This window comes from Actinomadura sp. GC306, from assembly GCF_004348665.1.
In the GTDB taxonomy this organism is placed as follows: Bacteria; Actinomycetota; Actinomycetes; order Streptosporangiales; family Streptosporangiaceae; genus Spirillospora.
In genome coordinates, this window is sequence record NZ_SMKM01000123.1 from 1 (window position 1) to 18,219 (window position 18,219).

Below are 18,219 nucleotides of genomic sequence, written 5' to 3' on the forward strand. Positions count from 1 at the left end.
GGGCGGGGAAGGGCAGCGGGCAGGCCGGTTCGGCGGCGCAGGCGACCAGGTCGTCGCATCCGGCGGCCAGCGCGGACCGCAGCGTCGCGGCGACGGCGGCCAGCTCCTCGATGCGGGCCTCGACCTCGGCGAGCTTCTCCCGGGCGCGGCCGGCGAGCCCGGCGTCCGCGCCGCGGCGGGCGGGCTCCAGCAGCGCGGCGACCTCGTCGAGGGTGAACCCGAGCCGCTGCGCCGTCTTGATCACGCGCAGCAGCGTGACGGTCTCGCCCGGGTACAGGCGGTGCCCGCCGGGGGTGCGGGCGGGGCGGTCCAGCAGCCCGCGCCGCTCGTAGTAGCGCAGGGTCTGCGGGTTGACGCCGGCGGCCGCGGCGACCTGCCCGCTGCGCAGTCCCGCGGCGCCGCCGTCACTCACCGGGGCCCCCGCCGGGCCGGGCCGCCGCCGCGAGGGCCGCCGCGGCGCGGCCGGTGAACGCGTCCAGGACGTCGGTGTGCGGGCCGGGGACGGCGACGTCCAGCGCCAGTTCACCGCCGGTGGCGGTCAGGGTGAAGGTGAAGAAGGAGCAGCAGGCGGTCTCGCGGGCGGCGAGCCCGGCGGCGCGCTCGGCCGCGGCCGGCCCGGGCCGCAGCCGGATGCGGGTGCGGCCGGTGCCGACGCGTTCCACGCCGGTCGCGGCCTCGGCGAACAGCGCGTCGAATTCGGCCACCCGCAGGGGCCGCTGCGCCGTCGGCAGCGTGCACGCCCGCGGTGACCAGACCTCGTTGACGTCCATGCGACGACGGTAACCCCGTACCCGGGTACCGGATGCAAGTCCGCGGCGCTCGGCTTGCGGCGTTCAGTCCGCGGAGGGGCCGAACCACCGGGCCAGCGGGCCCTCCAGCCCGGCCTGGTCGTCGCCGGCCCACGCGACGTGCCCGTCGGGCCGCAGCAGGACGGCGGGCACGTCCAGGCCCGCGCCGGGACCGGCGGTGTCGGCGGTGTCGGCGACGTGGTCGACGCGGTCGGCCCAGCCCGCCGCGGAGAGCCGTCCGGTCTGGTCGAGCAGCAGCCCGCGGCCCCGGCGCGTCAGCTCGTACAGGCGGCCCCGCCCGAGCCGGACGTCGGGCATCCGCCGGCCGAGCAGCTCGTGCCCGTCCCCGAAGTCGTAGCGGACGGCGGTCGCGATGATCTGCTCGGTGAGGTGGCGGTTCACCTCGTTGAAGTCCATCAGCCGCGACACCAGCCGCCGCACGGCCTGCGCCCCCGGCTCGGTCGACATCAGCGCCATCTGCGCGCGGGTGTTGTCCAGCACGTCGGCGGCGACCGGGTGCCGCTCGGTGTGGTAGGTGTCCAGCAGGCCGTCGGGGGCCCGCCCGGCGACCTCTGCGGCGAGTTTCCAGCCGAGGTTGAACGCGTCCTGGACGCCGAGGTTGAGGCCCTGCCCGCCGGTCGGCGGGTGGACGTGGGCGGCGTCCCCGGCCAGCAGCACCCGTCCCTCCCGGTACCGCTCGGCCTGCCGGGTGGCGTCGCCGAACCGCGACAGCCAGCGCGGTGCGCGCACGCCGAAGTCGGTGCCGGCGACGGCCCGCAGCCGCTGTTTGAAGTCCTCCAGCGTCGGCGGGACCGCGCGGTCCTCGGCGACGCCGGCGGCGGGCACGGTGACGCGGTAGAGCCCGCCGCCGATGGGCCCGATCCCGAACCGCTTCTCGGTCTCGCGGACCTGCTCGGCGATCGCGGCGATCTTCGCGGGCTCCTCGGCCGCCTCCATCTCCCCCAGCAGCGACTCGGTGGTGGACGGCTCGCCGGGGAACCCGATGCCGAGCAGCCGCCGCACCGTGCTGCGGCCGCCGTCGCAGCCGACCAGGTACCGGGCGCGCAGCCGGGCGCCGCCGGCGAGGACGGCGGTGACCCCGTCGTCGTCCTGGTCGAGGCCGGTCAGCTCGCGGCCGCGGCGGACATCGGCGCCGAGCTCGGCGGCGCGCTCGGCCAGCAGGCGGTCGGTGACGGGCTGCGGGATGCCGAGGACGTAGGGGTGGGCGGTGTCCAGGCCCTCGGGTGCGGGTTTGGCGATGGCGGCGAAGAAGCCGCCGAGCGGGTAGGTGGTGCCGTGCTCCAGGAACCGGTCCAGCAGCCCGCGCTGGTCCATGATCTCGATGCTGCGCACGTGCAGGCCGAGGGAGCGCACGATCTCGCCGGGCTCGGTGTCGCGTTCCACCACCAGGACCTCGGCGCCGTGCAGCCGCAGCTCCGCGGCCAGCATCATGCCGGTCGGCCCGCCCCCGGCGATGATCACGTCGAACATGAACCCCCCATTTTCCCGACCGCTTTCCGGCCCTTTGGTTCCGTGCATTTCACAGGGCGCTGACCTGCGAGTACAGCCATTTCCGGGTCTCAGCGATTGCGCGAGATCCGGCCACGGACGGAAATTGTGCAGCACGACCGGGGTCTTGCCGCAAGACCCCCCGTCTGCTATACATTGAAAGTGGCAGGGAGCAGGCGGCTTCCCTGCCTTTTCTTATTCCCCGGAAGGCCGGGCGGGTTCCCCCGGGTCAGCCGGTGAGGGCCCCGGCACGGGCGGCGGCGGCCGCGGACGCGGCGGCGCGGTCGGCGGCGGCCTCGTCGGCCGGCTCCCCGGTGACCAGCAGCCGGTAGTACAGCGGCGCGACGGCGACCCGGACGACCTCGGCGGCGTCGGTCCCGGCGGGCACCTCGCCGCGCTCGGCCGCCCGCTCCACGACCACCGCGGACTGCTCGTGCCGCCGCGCGAAGAAGGCGTGCAGGGCGCGGGCCGCGGCGGCGCTCTGCGCGGCGGCCAGGACGAACGCGCGGGCGACGGGCCCCTGCGCGGGGTCGGTGAACCCGGCCAGGACGAGCCGGGCGATGGCGCGCAGGTCGCCGTCGAGGGTGCCGGTGTCGGGCACCGGCCACGGCTCGCCGGCGGCGAGGTCGAGGGCGTCGGCGACGAGCCCGTCGGCGCTGCGCCAGCGCCGGTAGACGGTGGTCTTGTGGACGCCCGACCGCGCGGCGACCGCGTCCACGGTGAGTCCCGCGTAGCCGTGTTCGGCGAGTTCGGCGAGCGTCGCCTGCCGGACGGCGTCGCGCACCCGCGCGGTCCGGCCGCCGGGCCGGACGGTCCCCGGCCCGGTCACCTGCCCGGTCATCGGCGGCCTCGGCTGCTCGGGTTCCGCATCCGTCCAGCTTAACGCCACGGCTGTTGCGTTAACCGGGTGCGGGTGCGGCCCGGGACGAGGGCGGTCGCCCGGGCCGTCACGTTTAGGGCACGAGCAGGGGGAACGGCTCTAGCCCAGGCTTCGACAACGATGCGAGGAGGCCGGAGCTATGAGCATCACGCGGCCGGCACAGGACGGCAGGGGCGCCACCGCACCCGGCACCGCGGCGGACACCGCGACCGGGGACGGGACCGCGGGCGTGCACCGGCAGGACCACGGGCAGGACCACGGGCGCGCCCCCGGGTTCCGCGGCGACGGCCACGGCGGTGACCACGACGCGGGCACCGGGGAGCTGATCAAGCAGGCGACGCGGCAGGTGTCGGACCTGCTGCGCGCCGAGCTGCGGCTGGCGGTGGCCGAGCTGAAGGACAAGGGCCGCCACGCCGGGACCGGCGCGGGCATGTTCGGCGGCGCCGCGCTGGTGGCGCTGTACGGGGTCGGGGCGCTGATCGCCGCGGTGATCGCCGCGATCGCGGTGGCGCTGCCGGTGTGGGCGTCCGCGCTCATCGTCGGCGCGGCGCTGCTGCTGGTCGCCGGCGTCCTGGCGATGCTGGGCCGCTCGCAGGCCAGGCGCGCCGCCCCGGCCAAGCCCGAGCAGGCGATGGACGAGGCGAAGCATGCGGTGGCCGAGTTGAAGGAGAGGGCGACGCACCGATGACCACGCAGGGCAAGCACGGCGCCGAGGCCGGGACCGAGGAGCTGCGCCAGGAGGTCGACCGGGCGCGCAACGACCTCGGGGACACGGTCGAGCAGCTGGCCGCCAAGGCCGATGTGAAGGCGGTGGCCAGGCAGAAGGCCGACGAGGCCAAGAGCAGGATGCGCGATACCGCCGCGCAGGCGCAGGAGCGGGCCAAGGAGGCCACCGCGCGGGTCAAGGAGGCGGGCGGGAGCGATTCGGCCAAGCGGGGCGGCATGCTGATCGCCGGCGCGGGCGCGGTCGCGCTGACGGCGGTGCTGGTGCGCCGGCGCCGCGCCTCCCGGGCGCGGGTGGGCTCCAGGGTGAAGCGGGGCGCCGCGTCGGGGCTGGGTTCCGCGGCGAAGGCCGGCGCCAGGGCCAAGACGGCCGGCAAGGCGGGGATGCCCGGCAAGGCGAAGCCGGGCCGGGGGCGCAAGGCTCCGGTGCGGGTCGTGTTCCGCTCGGCGCAGAAGCAGCCGGTCAAGGTGAAGCGGACCCGTAGACCCTGGTGAGACCCGCCCGCTGACAACACTCCCCCATTCGACGCATCGTGAGAGAAGGCCAGGTCATGCCCGATCCCGGCAGCCCCACCGCGCTCCCGGCGACCTCCTGGAAGGACGCGCTCAAGCGGGCGGTGACCGAGTTCAAGAACGACGAGCTGCCGGCCTGGGCCGCCGCGCTGACCTACTACTCCATCCTGTCGATCTTCCCGGCGATCCTGGTGGTGGTGTCGCTGGTGGGCCTGACGGGCCGGTCGGCGACCGACGACCTGATCGCCAGTGTCAGCGACCTGGCGCCGGGCGAGGTCGGCGACCTGCTGATCAGTGCCATCCAGGGGCTGCAGGGCACCGGGGGCGCCGGGGTGGCGGCGCTGCTGGGCCTGGCCGGCGCGGTGTGGTCGGCGTCGGGGTATGTGGGCGCGTTCATGAAGGCGTCCAACATCGTCTACGACATCCCCGAGGGCCGCCCGTTCTGGAAGACGATCCCGCTGCGGATCATGGTGACGCTGCTGGCGCTGATCGGGCTGTCGGCGTCGGCGGTCGCGGTGGTGGTGTCGGGCGGGCTGGCCCGCCAGGTCGGCGACTTCCTCGGCCTCGGGTCCCAGGCGGTCACCGTGTGGAACATCGCCAAGTGGCCGGTGATGCTGCTGGTGATCAGCCTGCTGTTCTCGCTGCTGTACTGGGCGGGCCCCAACGCCAAGCGGCGCTTCCGGTGGGTGACGCCGGGCGGGATCCTGGCGGTGCTGCTGTGGCTGGCGGCGTCGGGCGTGTTCGCGCTGTACGTGGCGAACTTCGGCTCCTACAACAAGACCTACGGCAGCATCGCCGGTGTGATCATCTTCCTGGTGTGGCTGTGGATCACCAACCTGGCGATCCTGCTGGGCGCCGAGGTGAACGCCGAGCTGGAGCGGGGCCGCGCCATCGCCGCCGGCGGCGAGTCCGCCGGGGAGGACCCCTACGTGGAGTTCCGCGACACCCGCGCGTTCGGTGACGAGCAGCGCCGCGACATGGGCCTGGACGATGCGTCCGCCGACGACGGCCGCTCCGGCGGCGGGTCCGGCGATGGGGCCGACGGCGGCGCGCACCGGGCGGGCCCCGAGCCGGCGCCGGGCCGCGGCGGCCGGCGCCCCGGCCGCCCGTAACCGCCCGCCGGGGCGGCGTTACCGGGAAATCACGGGTCGCACAAGGCCGAACACGGTGAATAGGATCCTTCGCATGCTGCGTCCGGCCTACCCGATCGAGACCGAGCGGCTGGCGCTCCGGCCGTTCTGCGCGGACGACCTTGAGGGCCTGTACGCCTACCAGTCCCTGCCCGAGGTGGCGCGCCTGCTGTACTGGGAACCCCGCAACATGGAGCAGTCGCGGGCGTTCCTGAAGCAGAAGATGATGGCCTCCACCGTGGAGAAGGAGGGCGACTGGCTCGTCCTGGCGGTGGTGCGGCGGCGGACCGGCGACCTGATCGGCGAGGTGAACCTGCAGTGGCGCAGCCGCGAGCACATGCAGGGCGAGATCGGGTACATCTTCAACCCGGCCTACCACGGCAAGGGGTTCGCGACCGAGGCCGCCGAGGTCGTGCTGCGGCTGGGGTTCGAGGGCCTCGGCCTGCACCGGGTGGTGGGGCGGCTCGACGGCCGCAACACCGCGTCCGCGCGGGTGCTGGAGCGGCTCGGCATGCGCCGTGAGGCGCACCTGGTGCAGAACGAGCGGGTCAAGGGCGAGTGGACCGACGAGGTCATCTACGCGATGCTCCGCCACGAGTGGGAGGCCCGCCGCAAGGGCTGACCGCGCCGCCGATGCGCGCGTGCGACACCTCGCGGAGCTGCGCGGATGACTCACATGTTCACAGTGCGCGCTGTATTTCTTGTTAATCGTGCCCGTAGATCGTTCCCGCGGAGGCGAGGACACTCTTCGGAGTCGCGCGGCCGCGGGGGTCGGGCCGATTCCGCGAGGTGAGCAGACCCGATGACTTCCTCCGTCCGCCGCCGGCAGCCGCCGTCCGCCCTGCGCCGCTCGCTGGCGGCCGGAGCGTCCGCCGCCGTCCTGGCCGCCGGGTTCAGCGGGGTGGGCGTGAGCGCCGCCCACGCGGCGCCCGCGGTGGCCGCCGCGGCGCCGGTCCCGGCCGACACCGGGGCGCGGATCACCGCCGAGAAGAAGGTCGCCGCCAACACCGTCGACGTCACGATCAATTCGCCTTCGCTCGGCCAGTCGGTGCAGACCCGCATCCTGCTGCCGAAGGGCTGGAAGCGCGGCTCGCAGGCGACGTGGCCCGTCCTGTACGCCTTCCACGGCGGGCAGGACGACTACACGTCCTGGACGAGGAGCACCGACATCGAGGCGTGGGCGGCCAAGTACAACGTCCTGGTCGTCATGCCCGAGGGCGCCAACGGCTCCTACACCGACTGGTACAACTACGGCAGGGGCGGGACGCCCAAGTGGGAGACGTTCCACACCGCCGAGGTGCGGCAGCTGATGGAGCGCAACTACGGCGCGGGCGCGCTGCGCGCGGCCATCGGCAACTCCTCGGGCGGCGCGGGCGCCATCACCTACGCGGCGCGGCACCCGGGGCTGTTCAAGTACGCGGCGTCGCTGAGCGGGATCCTGTCGATGCGGTCGATCGGCATCCCGGCGCTGCTGATGTTCACCAACGCCAGCAACGGGGCCGACCCGTTCGCGATCTGGGGCATCCCGTGGGCCGACGACGCCAACTGGGCGGCGCACGACCCGCACGCGCTGGCGCCGAAGCTGCGCGGCACCGGCATCTTCTTCTCCTCCGGCACGACGGGCCGGCCCGGCCCCGGTGACCCGAACGTGGCGCCGTGGGACATCGGGCTGCTGAGCGAGATCGCGGTCGGCGCCAACAACCAGGAGTTCAAGAGGCGGCTGGACCAGCTGAAGATCCCCTACACCGCGCACATCTACGGCGACGGCCGGCACAACTGGCCGGCGTGGATCCGCGAGGCGCAGTCCGTCTGGCCGGCGCTGATGAAGTCGATCGGCGCGCGGAAGGTGTGACCGTCCCGCCCGTGGCCGGCCGGGCGCCGGCTGATCGGGCGCGGTGAACGACCCGGCCCGGTTCCGGTGCGGCGGCGGCTGCCGCACCGGAACCGGGCCGCCGGTTTCTCCCGCGCCGGGCCGGGCCGGGGGTCAGCGGCGGTAGCTCAGCCCGTGCCCGAAGGGGTACAGGGCGGTGCCGGGCCGGTCGCGGACGGGGATGGCGACCGGCAGCCGCCCGCGCGGGTTCAGCTCGCCGAACAGCGCCGCGGCCGCCGACCGCAGCGCCTCGGCGGTGTAGGAGTAGGTGGCCAGGTAGGTGTCGGCCTCGGGGAACCAGGCGATGTCGTAGGGGTCGCGGACGGCGACGACCACGACGGGCGTGCCGGTGGCCAGCAGCGCCTTGACGAGGTCCATCTGGCCGGGGCCGTTGTGGCCGGGTTCGTCCTCGGCGTCCCAGGCGCGGTTGGTGACGGCGACGACGAGGTCCTGCTCGCGGGCGGCGGCGACGGCCTCGTCGATCTGGGCCGGGGTGGGCGCGGCGCCGGTCTGCCTGATGGTGGTGGTGGCGCCGCGGCGGGCGATCTCGGTGCCGAGCACGGCGGTGGTGGACACGCCCCATCCGGTGACGAGGACGTCGCGGGCGCCGGGCCGCAGCGGCAGGACCCCGGCGTCGTTCCTGACGAGGGTGGTGGTGCGGTCGGCGGCGCGCTGGGCGGCGGCCAGGTGCGCGGGCGACCCGACGATCTCGCCGACCCGCGCGGGGTCGGCGTAGGGGTCGCGGAACAGGCCGCGCTGGTGCTTGAGCGCCAGGATCCGGTACACCGACTCGTCGATGCGCCGCTCGGTCAGCTCACCGGACCGGACGGCCTCGACGACGGCGGCGAGCTGGCGGGGGAAGGCGCCGGTGCCGTCCTCGCCGACCGGCGGCTTGAGCAGCACGTCGGCGCCGGCCTTCAGCGCGAGGACGGGGATGCGCTCGTCGCCGTACTTCGCGCGGACGCCGTCCATGTCGAGCGCGTCGGTGACGACGACGCCGCGGTATCCGAGCCGCTCGCGGAGGATGCCGGTGAGGATGGGCCGCGACAGGGTGGCGGGGTCGCCGGAGGGGTCCAGGGATGGCACGACGATGTGCGCCGTCATGATCGAGTCGACGCCGGCGGCGATCGCGGCGCGGAACGGGGGCAGGTCGAGCCGCTCCCATTCCTCGCGGGTGTGGTCGATCTGCGGGACGCCGACGTGGCTGTCGGTGGTGGTGTCGCCGTGGCCGGGGAAGTGCTTGGCGGTGGCGGTGACCCCGGCGGAGCGGTAGCCGCGGATCTGCGCGGTGACCATCGACGCCACCAGGCCGGGGTCGGAGCCGAAGGACCGGACGCCGATGACGGGGTTGGCGGGGTCGACGTTCACGTCGGCGTCGGGCGCGTAGTTCTGGTCGATGCCGACGGCGCGCAGTTCCCGGCCGGTGATGCGGGCCAGGGCGCGGGCGTCGGCGGTGCGGCGCCCGGCGGCCAGGGCCATCGCGCCGGGCGACTGGGTCGCGGGCGGCTGGAGGCGGGCGACGATGCCGCCCTCCTGGTCGGTGGCGATCGTGGCGGGGATGCGGTGCGGCTGGGCCGCCGCGGCGCGCTGGATGCCGTTGGAGAACGCGGCGACCTGCTGGGGGTCGCGGACGTTCTCGCCGTAGTAGATGAACCCGCCGGGCCGGTAGCGGGCCATGACCTGCGCGGCGTTGTCGGCCCCGTACAGCCTGCGGTTGGCGGCGACGGCGGCGGGGTCGGAGGTGTCGGCGGACAGGCCGTGGATCTGCAGGACGAACAGCTGGGCGGCCTTCTCCTCCAGCGTCATCGACCGGACGACCCGCATGAGCCGGGGGTCCTTCCCGTGCCCGGTGCCGTGTCCGGTGCCGTGTCCGCCGTCGGGCGGTGCGGCCTGGGCGGCGGAGGCGGTCGCGGCGGTCAGCGCGCCGGCGGCGAGGGCGCCCGCGGTGAACCCGGCGAGCAGGCGGCGGCGCGTGCGGGGACGGTGCATGTCGGCTCCCTCCGGCCCCCCGGGAACGGTGGATGATCAAGGGTTCTCCCCGCACGCTAACCCCCGGCGGCGGCGCCGTCCACGGCAAAGACCGACGACATCAGTGGCGGCGCAGCCAGCGCCACCAGTGCCCGCCGGGCGGGTCGGGTTCGGTCAGCGGGTGCTCGGCGATGCCGTAGCGGCGGACGAACGCGCCGGCGAACGCCTGCACGGTCGCGCCGAACGGCACGGCCAGCAGCACCCCGATGGGCCCGGCGACGGCGGCGCCGGCCAGGACCAGCCCGAACGCGACGGCGGGGTGCACGTCGACGGTGCGGGCGGTGATGCGGGGCTGCAGGAGGTAGTTCTCCAGCTGCTGGTAGCCGACGATGAACAGCAGCATCCACAGCGCGGCCGAGGCGCCCTCGGTCAGCGCGACCAGCACGGGCACCGCGCCGGCGAGGTAGGTGCCGATGGCGGGGATGAACTGCGACACCACCCCGGCCCATACCGCGAGGACGGCGGCGTAGGGGATGCCGAGCGCGGCCATGACGGCGTAGTGGGCGATGCCGGAGACCAGGGCCAGCAGCCCGCGCGAGTAGATGTACCCGCCGGTCTTGCCGACGGCGATCTCCCAGGCCCGCAGCACCTGCAGCTGGTGGCGGGCCGGCAGCACCGAGCACACCGTCCGGCGGAACCGGGGGCCCTCGGCCGACAGGTAGAAGGTGAACAGCAGCACGCCGAGGGTTTTGAACACCACGCCGAAGGCGGTGGCGCCGATTCCCCACACGTTGGCCGCCAGCGACGACAGGTGCCGCGACAGCTCCCCGGTGACGGCGGGCAGCCGCTCCTGCAGCTCGTCGTGCCGCAGGTCGGTGCCGAAGGTGCCGTTGACCCATCCGGTGACCTGGCGGACGTATCCGGGGAACCCGTCGATCAGGTCGGCGGCCTGCACGGCCAGCAGCGACCCGATACCGCCGAGGAACCCGGCGACCAGCAGCCCGATGACCAGGAACATCAGCGCGGTGGCGGGGCCGCGCCGCCACCGGTGCCGGGCCAGCCAGGTCACGGCCGGTTCGATCGCGAACGACAGGAACAGCGAGATCAGCAGGAGCAGCAGCAGTTCCCGCAGCCGCTGCAGCAGCCACAGCAGCGCCATGAACCCCAGGACGACGGCCCCGGCGAGCACGAACGCCTTCGGCAGCCAGGGCGGCATCCGGTGCGCGCCGCCGCCGTCCGGTGCGGCGCGGATCCCGGGCGGGACGTCGGCGGGCGGCTGCGCCATGCCCGCACGCTAACCGCGCCGCACCGCCCGTTCCGGACGTCCCGCCCCACCCCGTGCCCGATCTTTACGGCGACTTGGAGAACCCGCCGCACACCCGCAGCACCCGGTCGGGGGGCGTCAGCGGCCGCTCGGCTGTAAGAGGCCGCGCCCGTCCAGGGCCACCTGGACGGGCGGCGCGGCAAGGCACCGGCGGTCCGTCCGGGGAGGCTCCGGCGGGGTCAGCCGCGGTTCAGCAGGTCGGAGATCGCCCTGGCGAGGCGGGCCTCGCGTCCGGCGGGGGTCCTGGCCTTCAGCAGCGGCAGGATCAATCGGTACCGTTCGGTCTTGCCGAGCGCCTCGAAGCGGGCGGCGGCGTCGGGGCTGGCGGCGAGGGCCTCGGCCAGGTCGGGCGGGACGGCGGCGTCGCGCTGGGCGGTGTAGGCGGCGTCCCACCGGCCGTCGGCCTTCGCGGCGGCGACCTCGGCGAGGCCGGGCGGACGCATCCGCCCGGCCGCGGTCAGCGCCTCGACCCGCTCGACGTTGACCCGCGACCACGGGCTGCCCCTGCGGCGGCGCGAGTACCGCTGCAGGTAGAAGTGCTCGTCGCAGGACTTGCGCTGGCTGTCGATCCACCCGTAGCACAGCGCGACGTCCAGCGCTTCGCCGATCGTGACGGAGGTGGCCGGGGACCCCTTCTTAGCGATCTTCAGCCAGGCGCCGCCGTCGCCCTCGTGGTTGGCGGCCAGCCACGCCTCCCACTCGGCGGCGTCCGCGAAGTGCATCATCGTCCCAGGATGACACCCCGCACCGACAATCTGCGCCTGCGGGGAGCGGGCACGACCGCCCCGAGCAGCGCGGCGACCCCGGCGCGGGCGCCGCGGACGTCGGAGCACGGCGCGAGCCCCCGCCCGGTCGAGGACCAGAACCACGCCCGCCCGTCCGGCCCGGTCCGGACGGTGACGCTCTCCCCGACGTGCGGGGCGTCCTGCGAGTGGACGTGCAGGATCGGCGGGCGGTAGCGCAGCCGCACCGACCACCCGGCCCGGGCCAGCGCGGCGCCGAGCCGGTCCAGCCGCCCGACGGCGTTCACCACCGCGCCCCCTCCAGCAGCTCCCGGACGTACCACGCCAGCTCCCGCTCCCCGGCCGCCTCGACGAGCAGGGCGCCGTGCCTCGCCGACGGCCACGGGACCAGGGCCCACCAGCGCCGGGTCTGCCGCCCGTACCAGGTGACGACCCCGGAGTACCGCCACGCCGCCGGCAGATCGACCGCGGTGTCGTCGCACGTCACGGCTCGACCGAGCGCAGGACGTGGACGATGCGGTCGGCCGCGCCGGGAACCTCGTCCACTGGCCCGATTCCCTGGCCCCACGCCCAGCGGAAGACGCGCCCGTCGCTGGTGATGGAGTCGTTGAGGCGCGGCGCGGCGGGGTTGGCGACGGTGAGGCGGTCGTCCCGCAGAGTGGTCCGCCACCCCCGCGAGTCGAGCTCGGCCGCAAGCCGCCCAAGTGCGTAGATCGTGTCCATGAACACGGACAGTAAGCGGAGCAACACTCCGCTTGTTCACAAGTGTGAACCAGCCCCGGTTCCGGGCCGGACGTGGATGAGCGGGCGAGGTGTGAGCCGTGCCGGGTCAGTGCGGGAGGCCCATGCGGGCGGCCATCCCGCGCAGTTCCCGGCCGCCCGCTTCGGCGCGGGCCTGGCTGAGCAGGACGGCCACGGACTCGCGCACCGGTCCGTGGTTGCGGATCCACTGGGGGGCGGCGTTCTCGGCGCGGCGCAGCCAGCGGACCGCCTCGGCCCTGGTCTTGCGGTCGCGTGCCAGGCCGCGGCCGACGTCGGCAAGGAACGCGGCGTGCCTGCCGTGCTTGCCGGAGAGCTTGGCCTCGTCCACCTCGCGGGCGAGTTCGAGCACGGCGCCGCCTCGGCGGCCGCATTCGACGTTGACCGCGACGTTCCACACGCCGACGTTCGTCGCCGAGAAGCTCATCCAGTTCTCGTCGGGCGTGTCGGGCACGGTGCGGGCGATGCGGGCCGCCTCGCCGATCCATCGGGTGGCGCGTGCGCTGTCGTGGGTGACCGCGGCGGCGAGCGAGGCCGACAGGGTGATCATGCCGAGCACCTGGCGGCCGAGTCCGGCCCTGGCGTGGGGTTCCAGGCGGTCGGCGGCGCGTTCGGCGGCCGACAGCGTCCGGTCCCAGGAGCCGGCGCGCGGCATGGTGTGGATGCGCAGGAAGTCGGTCTGCCCGCGGCGGACCGGGTCGTCCAGGAGCGCGGCGGCCTGTTCGGCGCGGACGGCCGCCAGGTGCGCCAGGTCCGGATAGCCGAGGTCCTTGGCGGTGAAGGTGGCGGCGACGCACGCGTCGACGAGCGTCTCCAGCGCGAGCCGGTGCGCCGCCTCGTCCGCCGGTCCGGCGGCGTGCAGGTGGAGTTCGTCCAGCAGGCCGGGCAGGACGCGGCCGACCTCTATGTAGTCGCAGGCTTGGTGGTGGGGCTCGACGCGGTGCATCTCCGCGGCGAGTTCGGGCAGCGGGCGGGCCCGTCCGACGGCGGGGGCGGTGAGGTCGTTGGTCTGCAGGGCCGTCCTGATCGGCGGGATGACGGCGTGCGGATCGGCCCGCGCGGGGTCCCGGCCGAGGTGGGGGCCGCCCGCAAGCTCGGTCTCCGAGACCCGCAGCGCCTCGGCGAGCGCGGAGATGTGGGACCGGCGGTCCAGGCTCCGCTGCCCGCGTTCGGCCATGGACAGGAAGGACTTGGACAGGCCGGCCTGCCCGGCGAGCTGGTCGAGGGTCATGCCGCGCCAGCGGCGCAGGGCGCGCAGCCGGGCCCCGATGGTGGTCTCGTCGTGCACGTCGCACCTCCTGCTCGGTCCCCGCCCCTTAGGCTACGGCGGCACGGGAATGCACGTCAGGGCAAGTGATGGGCGAATCGGCGCGGCCGGCCCGCGGCCCTGCGGCCCAGGGGAGGGAGTGAGATGGTCAGCGACAACGCCGCCCGGCTGGCGGTGCTCATCGACGCCGACAACGCTCCGGCGGCGATGATCGAGGGGCTGCTGGCGGAGGTCGCCAAGTACGGCACCGCCCATGTCAAGCGCGCCTACGGCGACTGGACGGGGACGAGCCTGCGGGGCTGGAAGGAGCATCTGCTGGCCCAGTCGATCCAGCCGGTGCAGCAGTTCGCCTACACCACCGGGAAGAACGCCACGGACGCGGCGATGGTCATCGACGCGATGGACCTGCTGTACTCCGACCGGTTCGACGGGTTCTGCCTGGTGTCCAGCGACAGCGACTTCACCCGGCTGGCCGCGCGGATCCGCGAGTCGGGCCTGACCGTGTACGGGTTCGGGGAGCGCAAGACGCCCAAGCCGTTCGTGGCGGCGTGCGACAAGTTCATCTACGTCGAGAACCTGGTCTACGACCAGGTCTCGGCCGAGCCGGAGGCGGTGGCGCTCAAGCCGGCGCCGCCGTCGTCGGCGGCGGCGCTGAAGCAGGACTCGGCGCTGGTGAACCTGCTGCGCAACGCCGTGGAGGGCGCGTCGGACGAGGACGGGTGGGCCTCGCTGGCGTCGGTGGGGCACATCATCACCAAGCAGCGTCCCGAGTTCGACTCCCGCAACTACGGCTACGCCAAGCTCAGCGACCTGATCGGGGCGACGACGCTGTTCGAGCTGGACCGCCGCAGTCCCGGCGACGGCAAGTCGAAGATCCTCTATGTGCGCGACAAGCGGCGCCAGGCAAGGCGTCCCTGATCCATAAGCCCTCCTTCTGGATCCTAGAAGTTTCATCTCTTTGACTTCTGGCGATGGCGGCGCCGACGATGGAGATGACGGAGACCGGAGACAAGGGGGAACCATGACCGAACGCGAGAAGGCCATGCGGCCGGAGGACATCACCCGCCTGTTCGTGGAGCGATCCAACGCCGGGGACGCGGCGGGCGTGGCCGCGCTCTACGAGGTGGACGCGGTGCTGGCCTACCCGCCGGGGGCGCGGACGGTGGGGCGCGAGGCGATCCGGGAGCTGTGGGAGCGGGTGCTGCGGAGCCGGCCGCGGTTCGAGCCGGAGGAGCCGCTGCCGACGCTGGTCAGCGGGGACCTGGCGCTCACCTCGACGCCGCCGCGCGACGGGGCCGGCGCCCGCGCGCAGGTCGCGCGGCGCCAGCCCGACGGCAGCTGGCTGCGCGTCCTGGACCAGCCCGAGTTCGCCGCACCGCGGTAGGGAAAAGGTCGGCCGGGGATGTCGAGGAGGCCGCGGCCGGGTCCGTCCTCTGGGTGAGGCGCCCGAGATGGGGCGCGACCGGAGAAGGGACACGGCCATGGGAGCACCTGTGGTGCACTTCGAGATCCTCGGCGCGGACCCGGCGGGGCTGCGCGCCTTCTACGGCGGGCTGTTCGGCTGGGAGTTCCAGGTCGGCGACGCCGCCACCGCGCAGGTGTCGCGGCCCGGCGGCTACGGGTTCGTCCGGCAGGGGGCGGCCGAGATCGCCGGCGGTGTCGGCGGCGGCGACGGTTTCGGGCCGCGCGTGCTGTTCTACGTAGGCGTGGACGACGTGGAGGCGGCGCTGGCCCGCGCGGAGAGCCTCGGCGGGACGCGGCGGATGGGCCCGGAGCCGCGGACGGGCGGCGACTTCTGCGTCGGGTGGTTCGCCGACCCCGAGGGCAACGTCGTCGGCGTCGCCGGCCCGCCGGTCGTAGGGTGACCGGAAGGGGGACGCGATGAAGTACCTGCTGCTGATCTACAGCAACGCCGAGAACTGGGAGCATCCGCTGTTCCTGCGCGACCCGGCGTTCCTCGCGCTGCCGCCGGAGGAGCGCGACGCGCTGGCGGCGCGGGCCGAGGAGCTGTTCACCGAGATCTCCGAGTCGGGCGAGCTGGTGGCCGGGACGGCGCTGGCCGATCCGGTGACGGCGCGGACGATGCGGGTGCGCGACGGGGTGCCGGTGGCCACCGACGGCCCGTTCGTGGAGACCAAGGAGCAGCTGGCCGGGTACGTGGTGGTGGACTGCGACACCCCGGAGCGGGCGGCGGAGATCGCGGCGCGGATTCCCGACGCGCGGTTCGCGGCGGTGGAGGTGCGCCCGGTGATGACGGCGTCCGGACTGGAGATGTGAGCGGCTCCGGGGAGGTGAGCGGGCCCGGGGACGCGGCCGTCCCGGCGGGGCGGGTCGAGGAGCTGCTGCGCCGGTCGGCGCCGCGGGCGGTGGCGGCGCTGGCGCGGCGCTCGGGCCGGTTCGAGACCGCCGAGGACGCGGTGCAGGAGGCGCTGCTGGCGGCGGCGCAGCACTGGCCGCGTGAGGGGGTGCCCGACTGGCCGGAGGCGTGGCTGATCCGGGTCGCGTCGCGGCGGATGACCGATCTGCTGCGCGGTGAGGCGGCGGCGCGGCGGCGGGAGGAGCGGGCGGCGGCGCGGGTCCCGCCGGACGAGCGGGTCGCGCCCGCCGCGGGCGGCGACGACACGCTGACGCTGCTGCTGCTGTGCTGCCATCCGGCGCTGACGCCGCCGTCGCAGGTCGCGCTGACGCTGCGGGCGGCCGGGGGGCTGACCACGGCGGAGGTCGCGCGGGCGTTCCTGGTGCCGGAGGCGACGATGGCGCAGCGCATCGCCCGCGCCAAGCAGCGGATCCGCGCGGCGGGCGGCCGGTTCGCGATGCCGCCCGCGGGTGAGCGGGACGCGCGGGTCCGCGCCGTCCTGCGGGTGCTGTACCTGGTCTTCAACGAGGGGTACACGGCCGGTTCGGGGCCGGAGCTGCACCGCGCGGAGCTGACCGGGGAGGCGATCCGGCTGGCGCGGGAGCTGCACGGGCTGCTGCCGCGGGACGGGGAGGCCGCGGGGCTGCTGGCGCTGATGCTGCTGACCGACGCGCGCCGCCCGGCCCGCACCGCCGCGGACGGGAGCCTGGTCCCGCTGGCCGAGCAGGACCGCCGCCTGTGGGACCGGGCGGCGATCGCCGAGGGCACCGCGCTGGTCACCCGGGCGCTGGCGCGGGCGCGGCTCGGGCCGTACCAGGCGCAGGCGGCGATCGCGGCGGTGCACGCGGAGGCGGCCCGCGCGGAGGACACCGACTGGCCGCAGATCGTCGCGCTGTACGAGCTGCTGGAGCGGCTGGACCCGGGACCGGTGGTGCGGCTCAACCGCGCGGTCGCGGTGGCGATGGCGCAGGGGCCGAGGGCGGGGCTGGAACTGCTGGGGCCGCTGGCGGGCGACGCGCGGATGGCGCGGCACCACCGGCTGCACGCCGTCCGGGCGCACCTGCTGGAGATGGCGGGGGACGGCGCGGGGGCGCTGGCGGAGTTCCGGGCGGCGGCGCGGCTGACGACGAGCGTGCCGGAGCGGCGGTACCTGCGCGGCCGCGCCGCGCGCCTCGCCGGATGAGGCAGGATGCCCGGCATGGGTGATGTTTTCACGCATCGGCTGCGGGTGCGGTACAGCGAATGCGATCAGCAGGGCGTGGTGTTCAACGGCCACTACCTCTTCTTCTACGACGTGGCGCTCACGGAGATGTGGCGGGAGCTGGTCGGCGACTACGGGCAGATGGTCGGCGACGGCTACGACCTGGTGGTGGCCGAGGCGCGGATCCGGTTCCGGGAGGGCGCGCGGTTCGACGACCTGCTGGAGGTGTCGATGCCGGTCGCGCACCTGGGCGTGACGAGCATGGTGGTGCGGCCGGTGTTCCGTGTGGAGGGGCGGCTGATCGCCGACGGGGAGGTGCGGCACGTGTTCATCGACCCGGCGTCCAAGGCCAAGCGGGAGATGCCGCCGCGGGTGCGGTCGGCGCTGGAGCCCTTCATGGACGGCACCGGCCCGGAGGGGGCGGGACAGGCGGCCGGCGCTCCATCGGGCGCGTAGTCCGCCCGCGCGTCCGCGGCGTCGTGCGCATACCGGATCGGGTTCGGCCTGACGTGCCCGGCACAGTTCCCGCGCCCACCGATTCAAGTGGGTGCCGCTCCCCCGGGGCGCCCCCTCTTCGCGCCCCTGCTGGCGAAGGGCGGGTCAGGCGGCGCGGCGGGCGGTGAGGCCGCCGGCGCGGCGGTCGAGGTCGTCCAGCCGTGCGTGCAGCGCGGCGCGCACCCAGGGCGCGCCGGCGGTGCAGTGCCCGAGCATCCACGGCAGCAGCCCGGCGAGGTCGTCCGGCTGCCGGAACCCGCGCCGCGGCGGCGCCGAGGCGGGGTCGCCGCCGGCGGGCGGGGCGTGGCAGAGCACCACCGGGACGGCGGCGCGGGCCAGACCACCGAAGGGCGCGTCACCGAAGGGCGCGTCACCGAAGAGCGCGCCGCCGTCGCCGCCGGACACGACCGCGACCAGGTCGGGGCCGGCGGCGACCGCGTCCCGCACCCCGGCGGCCGGACCGGCCGCGCCGGGCGGGACGGGTCCGGTCTCGATGACCTCCAGCCGCGCGCACACCTGCGCCAGGACCCTCGCCAGCGCCGCGGCCTGCGGCGCCGGGGCGTCCAGCACCACGACGACCGTCCCGTCGAAGCGGGGGAACGCGGCGGCGGCGGCGTCGACCGGCAGCGGCGCCCGCTGCGGCAGGGCCCGCGGCTCGCCGCGGGGTTCGGGCCGGGGCGCGCTGTAGAGGGC

23 protein-coding genes are annotated in these 18,219 nt (G+C 75.0%); 11 read left to right on the plus strand and 12 right to left on the minus strand.

Annotated features, from left to right (window positions below; all coding sequences use genetic code 11):
- From E1200_RS18275 to E1200_RS18290, 4 genes are all read right to left on the minus strand, one after another.
- Positions 1-412 (minus strand): MerR family transcriptional regulator (locus E1200_RS18275; protein ID WP_243708661.1); only part of this gene is annotated, 412 nt, incomplete at its 3' end.
- Entirely contained in the window at positions 405-770 is a 366-nt protein-coding gene (locus E1200_RS18280) for a hypothetical protein (protein ID WP_131953249.1), read from the minus strand. The genes E1200_RS18280 and E1200_RS18275, both read right to left, overlap by 8 nt.
- A 63-nt stretch (positions 771-833) precedes the next feature.
- Positions 834-2,279, minus strand: coding sequence for a rifampin monooxygenase (gene rox / locus E1200_RS18285; RefSeq protein ID WP_131953250.1), 1,446 nt, complete (start codon positions 2,277-2,279; stop codon positions 834-836).
- 247 nt (positions 2,280-2,526) lie between these two features.
- Positions 2,527-3,138, minus strand: coding sequence for a TetR/AcrR family transcriptional regulator (locus E1200_RS18290; RefSeq protein WP_131953251.1), 612 nt, complete (start codon positions 3,136-3,138; stop codon positions 2,527-2,529).
- Between the two features lie 178 nt (positions 3,139-3,316).
- On the opposite strand from E1200_RS18290, the gene E1200_RS18295 reads away from it, so the two are divergent.
- From E1200_RS18295 to E1200_RS18315, 5 genes are all read left to right on the plus strand, one after another.
- Complete coding sequence (locus E1200_RS18295) at positions 3,317-3,865, plus strand: phage holin family protein (RefSeq protein ID WP_131953252.1); 549 nt, start codon at positions 3,317-3,319, stop codon at positions 3,863-3,865.
- Positions 3,862-4,395, plus strand: a complete 534-nt coding sequence (locus E1200_RS18300; protein WP_131953253.1) for a DUF3618 domain-containing protein — start codon at positions 3,862-3,864, stop codon at positions 4,393-4,395. The genes E1200_RS18295 and E1200_RS18300 overlap by 4 nt, the downstream gene beginning before the upstream one ends.
- Before the next feature lie 56 nt (positions 4,396-4,451).
- The gene (locus E1200_RS18305; protein WP_131953254.1) at positions 4,452-5,525 is read left to right on the plus strand and encodes a YihY/virulence factor BrkB family protein; all 1,074 of its coding nucleotides are present in this window, start codon (positions 4,452-4,454) and stop codon (positions 5,523-5,525) included.
- A 73-nt stretch (positions 5,526-5,598) separates the two neighbouring features.
- Positions 5,599-6,165: a GNAT family protein gene (locus tag E1200_RS18310; RefSeq protein WP_131953255.1), complete on the plus strand. Its 567-nt coding sequence runs from the start codon at positions 5,599-5,601 to the stop codon at positions 6,163-6,165.
- Positions 6,166-6,345: 180 nt separating this feature from the next.
- A complete protein-coding gene (locus tag E1200_RS18315) occupies positions 6,346-7,395 on the plus strand; it encodes an alpha/beta hydrolase-fold protein (RefSeq protein ID WP_131953256.1) in 1,050 nt (349 codons plus the stop codon).
- 132 nt (positions 7,396-7,527) lie between these two features.
- On the opposite strand, the gene E1200_RS18320 is transcribed toward E1200_RS18315, so the two are convergent.
- The 7 genes from E1200_RS18320 to E1200_RS18350 all read right to left on the minus strand — a co-directional run bounded on the left by E1200_RS18320 (position 7,528) and on the right by E1200_RS18350 (position 13,495).
- On the minus strand, positions 7,528-9,402 hold the full coding sequence (locus E1200_RS18320; protein WP_131953257.1) for a glycoside hydrolase family 3 protein: 1,875 nt from the start codon (positions 9,400-9,402) through the stop codon (positions 7,528-7,530).
- A 100-nt stretch (positions 9,403-9,502) separates the two neighbouring features.
- Complete coding sequence (locus E1200_RS18325) at positions 9,503-10,666, minus strand: AI-2E family transporter (protein ID WP_131953258.1); 1,164 nt, start codon at positions 10,664-10,666, stop codon at positions 9,503-9,505.
- A 218-nt stretch (positions 10,667-10,884) separates the two neighbouring features.
- Positions 10,885-11,430 carry a YdeI/OmpD-associated family protein gene (locus E1200_RS18330; protein WP_131953259.1) on the minus strand — a complete coding sequence of 182 codons (546 nt, stop codon included), beginning with the start codon at positions 11,428-11,430 and terminating at the stop codon, positions 10,885-10,887.
- Positions 11,427-11,738: a hypothetical protein gene (locus tag E1200_RS18335; protein WP_131953260.1), complete on the minus strand. Its 312-nt coding sequence runs from the start codon at positions 11,736-11,738 to the stop codon at positions 11,427-11,429. Before E1200_RS18335 ends, E1200_RS18330 begins: the two co-directional genes overlap by 4 nt.
- Positions 11,732-11,935, minus strand: coding sequence for a hypothetical protein (locus E1200_RS18340; protein ID WP_131953261.1), 204 nt, complete (start codon positions 11,933-11,935; stop codon positions 11,732-11,734). Before E1200_RS18340 ends, E1200_RS18335 begins: the two co-directional genes overlap by 7 nt.
- Positions 11,932-12,171 (minus strand): hypothetical protein, encoded by a 240-nt coding sequence (locus E1200_RS18345; RefSeq protein ID WP_131953262.1) that lies wholly within the window; start codon positions 12,169-12,171, stop codon positions 11,932-11,934. The genes E1200_RS18340 and E1200_RS18345 overlap by 4 nt, the downstream gene beginning before the upstream one ends.
- Positions 12,172-12,277: 106 nt before the next feature.
- Complete coding sequence (locus tag E1200_RS18350) at positions 12,278-13,495, minus strand: helix-turn-helix transcriptional regulator (protein WP_131953263.1); 1,218 nt, start codon at positions 13,493-13,495, stop codon at positions 12,278-12,280.
- A 123-nt stretch (positions 13,496-13,618) separates the two neighbouring features.
- Here E1200_RS18350 and E1200_RS18355 point away from each other — a divergent pair, with 123 nt between their 5' ends.
- From E1200_RS18355 to E1200_RS18380, 6 genes are all read left to right on the plus strand, one after another.
- Complete coding sequence (locus E1200_RS18355; RefSeq protein WP_131953264.1) at positions 13,619-14,392, plus strand: NYN domain-containing protein; 774 nt, start codon at positions 13,619-13,621, stop codon at positions 14,390-14,392.
- 103 nt (positions 14,393-14,495) lie between these two features.
- Positions 14,496-14,858 (plus strand): nuclear transport factor 2 family protein, encoded by a 363-nt coding sequence (locus E1200_RS18360; RefSeq protein ID WP_131953265.1) that lies wholly within the window; start codon positions 14,496-14,498, stop codon positions 14,856-14,858.
- Between the two features lie 97 nt (positions 14,859-14,955).
- Entirely contained in the window at positions 14,956-15,339 is a 384-nt protein-coding gene (locus E1200_RS18365; RefSeq protein WP_131953266.1) for a VOC family protein, read from the plus strand.
- Positions 15,340-15,355: 16 nt separating this feature from the next.
- Entirely contained in the window at positions 15,356-15,751 is a 396-nt protein-coding gene (locus E1200_RS18370) for a YciI family protein (RefSeq protein ID WP_131953267.1), read from the plus strand.
- On the plus strand, positions 15,748-17,013 hold the full coding sequence (locus E1200_RS18375) for a DUF6596 domain-containing protein (RefSeq protein WP_243708662.1): 1,266 nt from the start codon (positions 15,748-15,750) through the stop codon (positions 17,011-17,013). Before E1200_RS18370 ends, E1200_RS18375 begins: the two co-directional genes overlap by 4 nt.
- 15 nt (positions 17,014-17,028) lie before the next feature.
- Positions 17,029-17,487, plus strand: coding sequence for a thioesterase family protein (locus tag E1200_RS18380; protein ID WP_165950367.1), 459 nt, complete (start codon positions 17,029-17,031; stop codon positions 17,485-17,487).
- A 144-nt stretch (positions 17,488-17,631) separates the two neighbouring features.
- Here the strand turns inward: E1200_RS18380 and E1200_RS33800 are convergent.
- Positions 17,632-18,219 (minus strand): hypothetical protein (locus E1200_RS33800; protein WP_207933413.1); only part of this gene is annotated, 588 nt, incomplete at its 5' end.

Coding starts and splice junctions, on each gene's coding strand:
- E1200_RS18280 (WP_131953249.1), bottom strand. CDS start 770: ATGGACGTCAACGAGGTCTGGTCACCGCGGGCGTGCACGCTGCCGACG.
- rox (WP_131953250.1), bottom strand. CDS start 2,279: ATGTTCGACGTGATCATCGCCGGGGGCGGGCCGACCGGCATGATGCTG.
- E1200_RS18290 (WP_131953251.1), bottom strand. CDS start 3,138: ATGACCGGGCAGGTGACCGGGCCGGGGACCGTCCGGCCCGGCGGCCGG.
- E1200_RS18295 (WP_131953252.1), top strand. CDS start 3,317: ATGAGCATCACGCGGCCGGCACAGGACGGCAGGGGCGCCACCGCACCC.
- E1200_RS18300 (WP_131953253.1), top strand. CDS start 3,862: ATGACCACGCAGGGCAAGCACGGCGCCGAGGCCGGGACCGAGGAGCTG.
- E1200_RS18305 (WP_131953254.1), top strand. CDS start 4,452: ATGCCCGATCCCGGCAGCCCCACCGCGCTCCCGGCGACCTCCTGGAAG.
- E1200_RS18310 (WP_131953255.1), top strand. CDS start 5,599: ATGCTGCGTCCGGCCTACCCGATCGAGACCGAGCGGCTGGCGCTCCGG.
- E1200_RS18315 (WP_131953256.1), top strand. CDS start 6,346: ATGACTTCCTCCGTCCGCCGCCGGCAGCCGCCGTCCGCCCTGCGCCGC.
- E1200_RS18320 (WP_131953257.1), bottom strand. CDS start 9,402: ATGCACCGTCCCCGCACGCGCCGCCGCCTGCTCGCCGGGTTCACCGCG.
- E1200_RS18325 (WP_131953258.1), bottom strand. CDS start 10,666: ATGGCGCAGCCGCCCGCCGACGTCCCGCCCGGGATCCGCGCCGCACCG.
- E1200_RS18330 (WP_131953259.1), bottom strand. CDS start 11,430: ATGATGCACTTCGCGGACGCCGCCGAGTGGGAGGCGTGGCTGGCCGCC.
- E1200_RS18345 (WP_131953262.1), bottom strand. CDS start 12,171: ATGGACACGATCTACGCACTTGGGCGGCTTGCGGCCGAGCTCGACTCG.
- E1200_RS18355 (WP_131953264.1), top strand. CDS start 13,619: ATGGTCAGCGACAACGCCGCCCGGCTGGCGGTGCTCATCGACGCCGAC.
- E1200_RS18360 (WP_131953265.1), top strand. CDS start 14,496: ATGACCGAACGCGAGAAGGCCATGCGGCCGGAGGACATCACCCGCCTG.
- E1200_RS18365 (WP_131953266.1), top strand. CDS start 14,956: ATGGGAGCACCTGTGGTGCACTTCGAGATCCTCGGCGCGGACCCGGCG.
- E1200_RS18370 (WP_131953267.1), top strand. CDS start 15,356: ATGAAGTACCTGCTGCTGATCTACAGCAACGCCGAGAACTGGGAGCAT.
- E1200_RS18380 (WP_165950367.1), top strand. CDS start 17,029: ATGGGTGATGTTTTCACGCATCGGCTGCGGGTGCGGTACAGCGAATGC.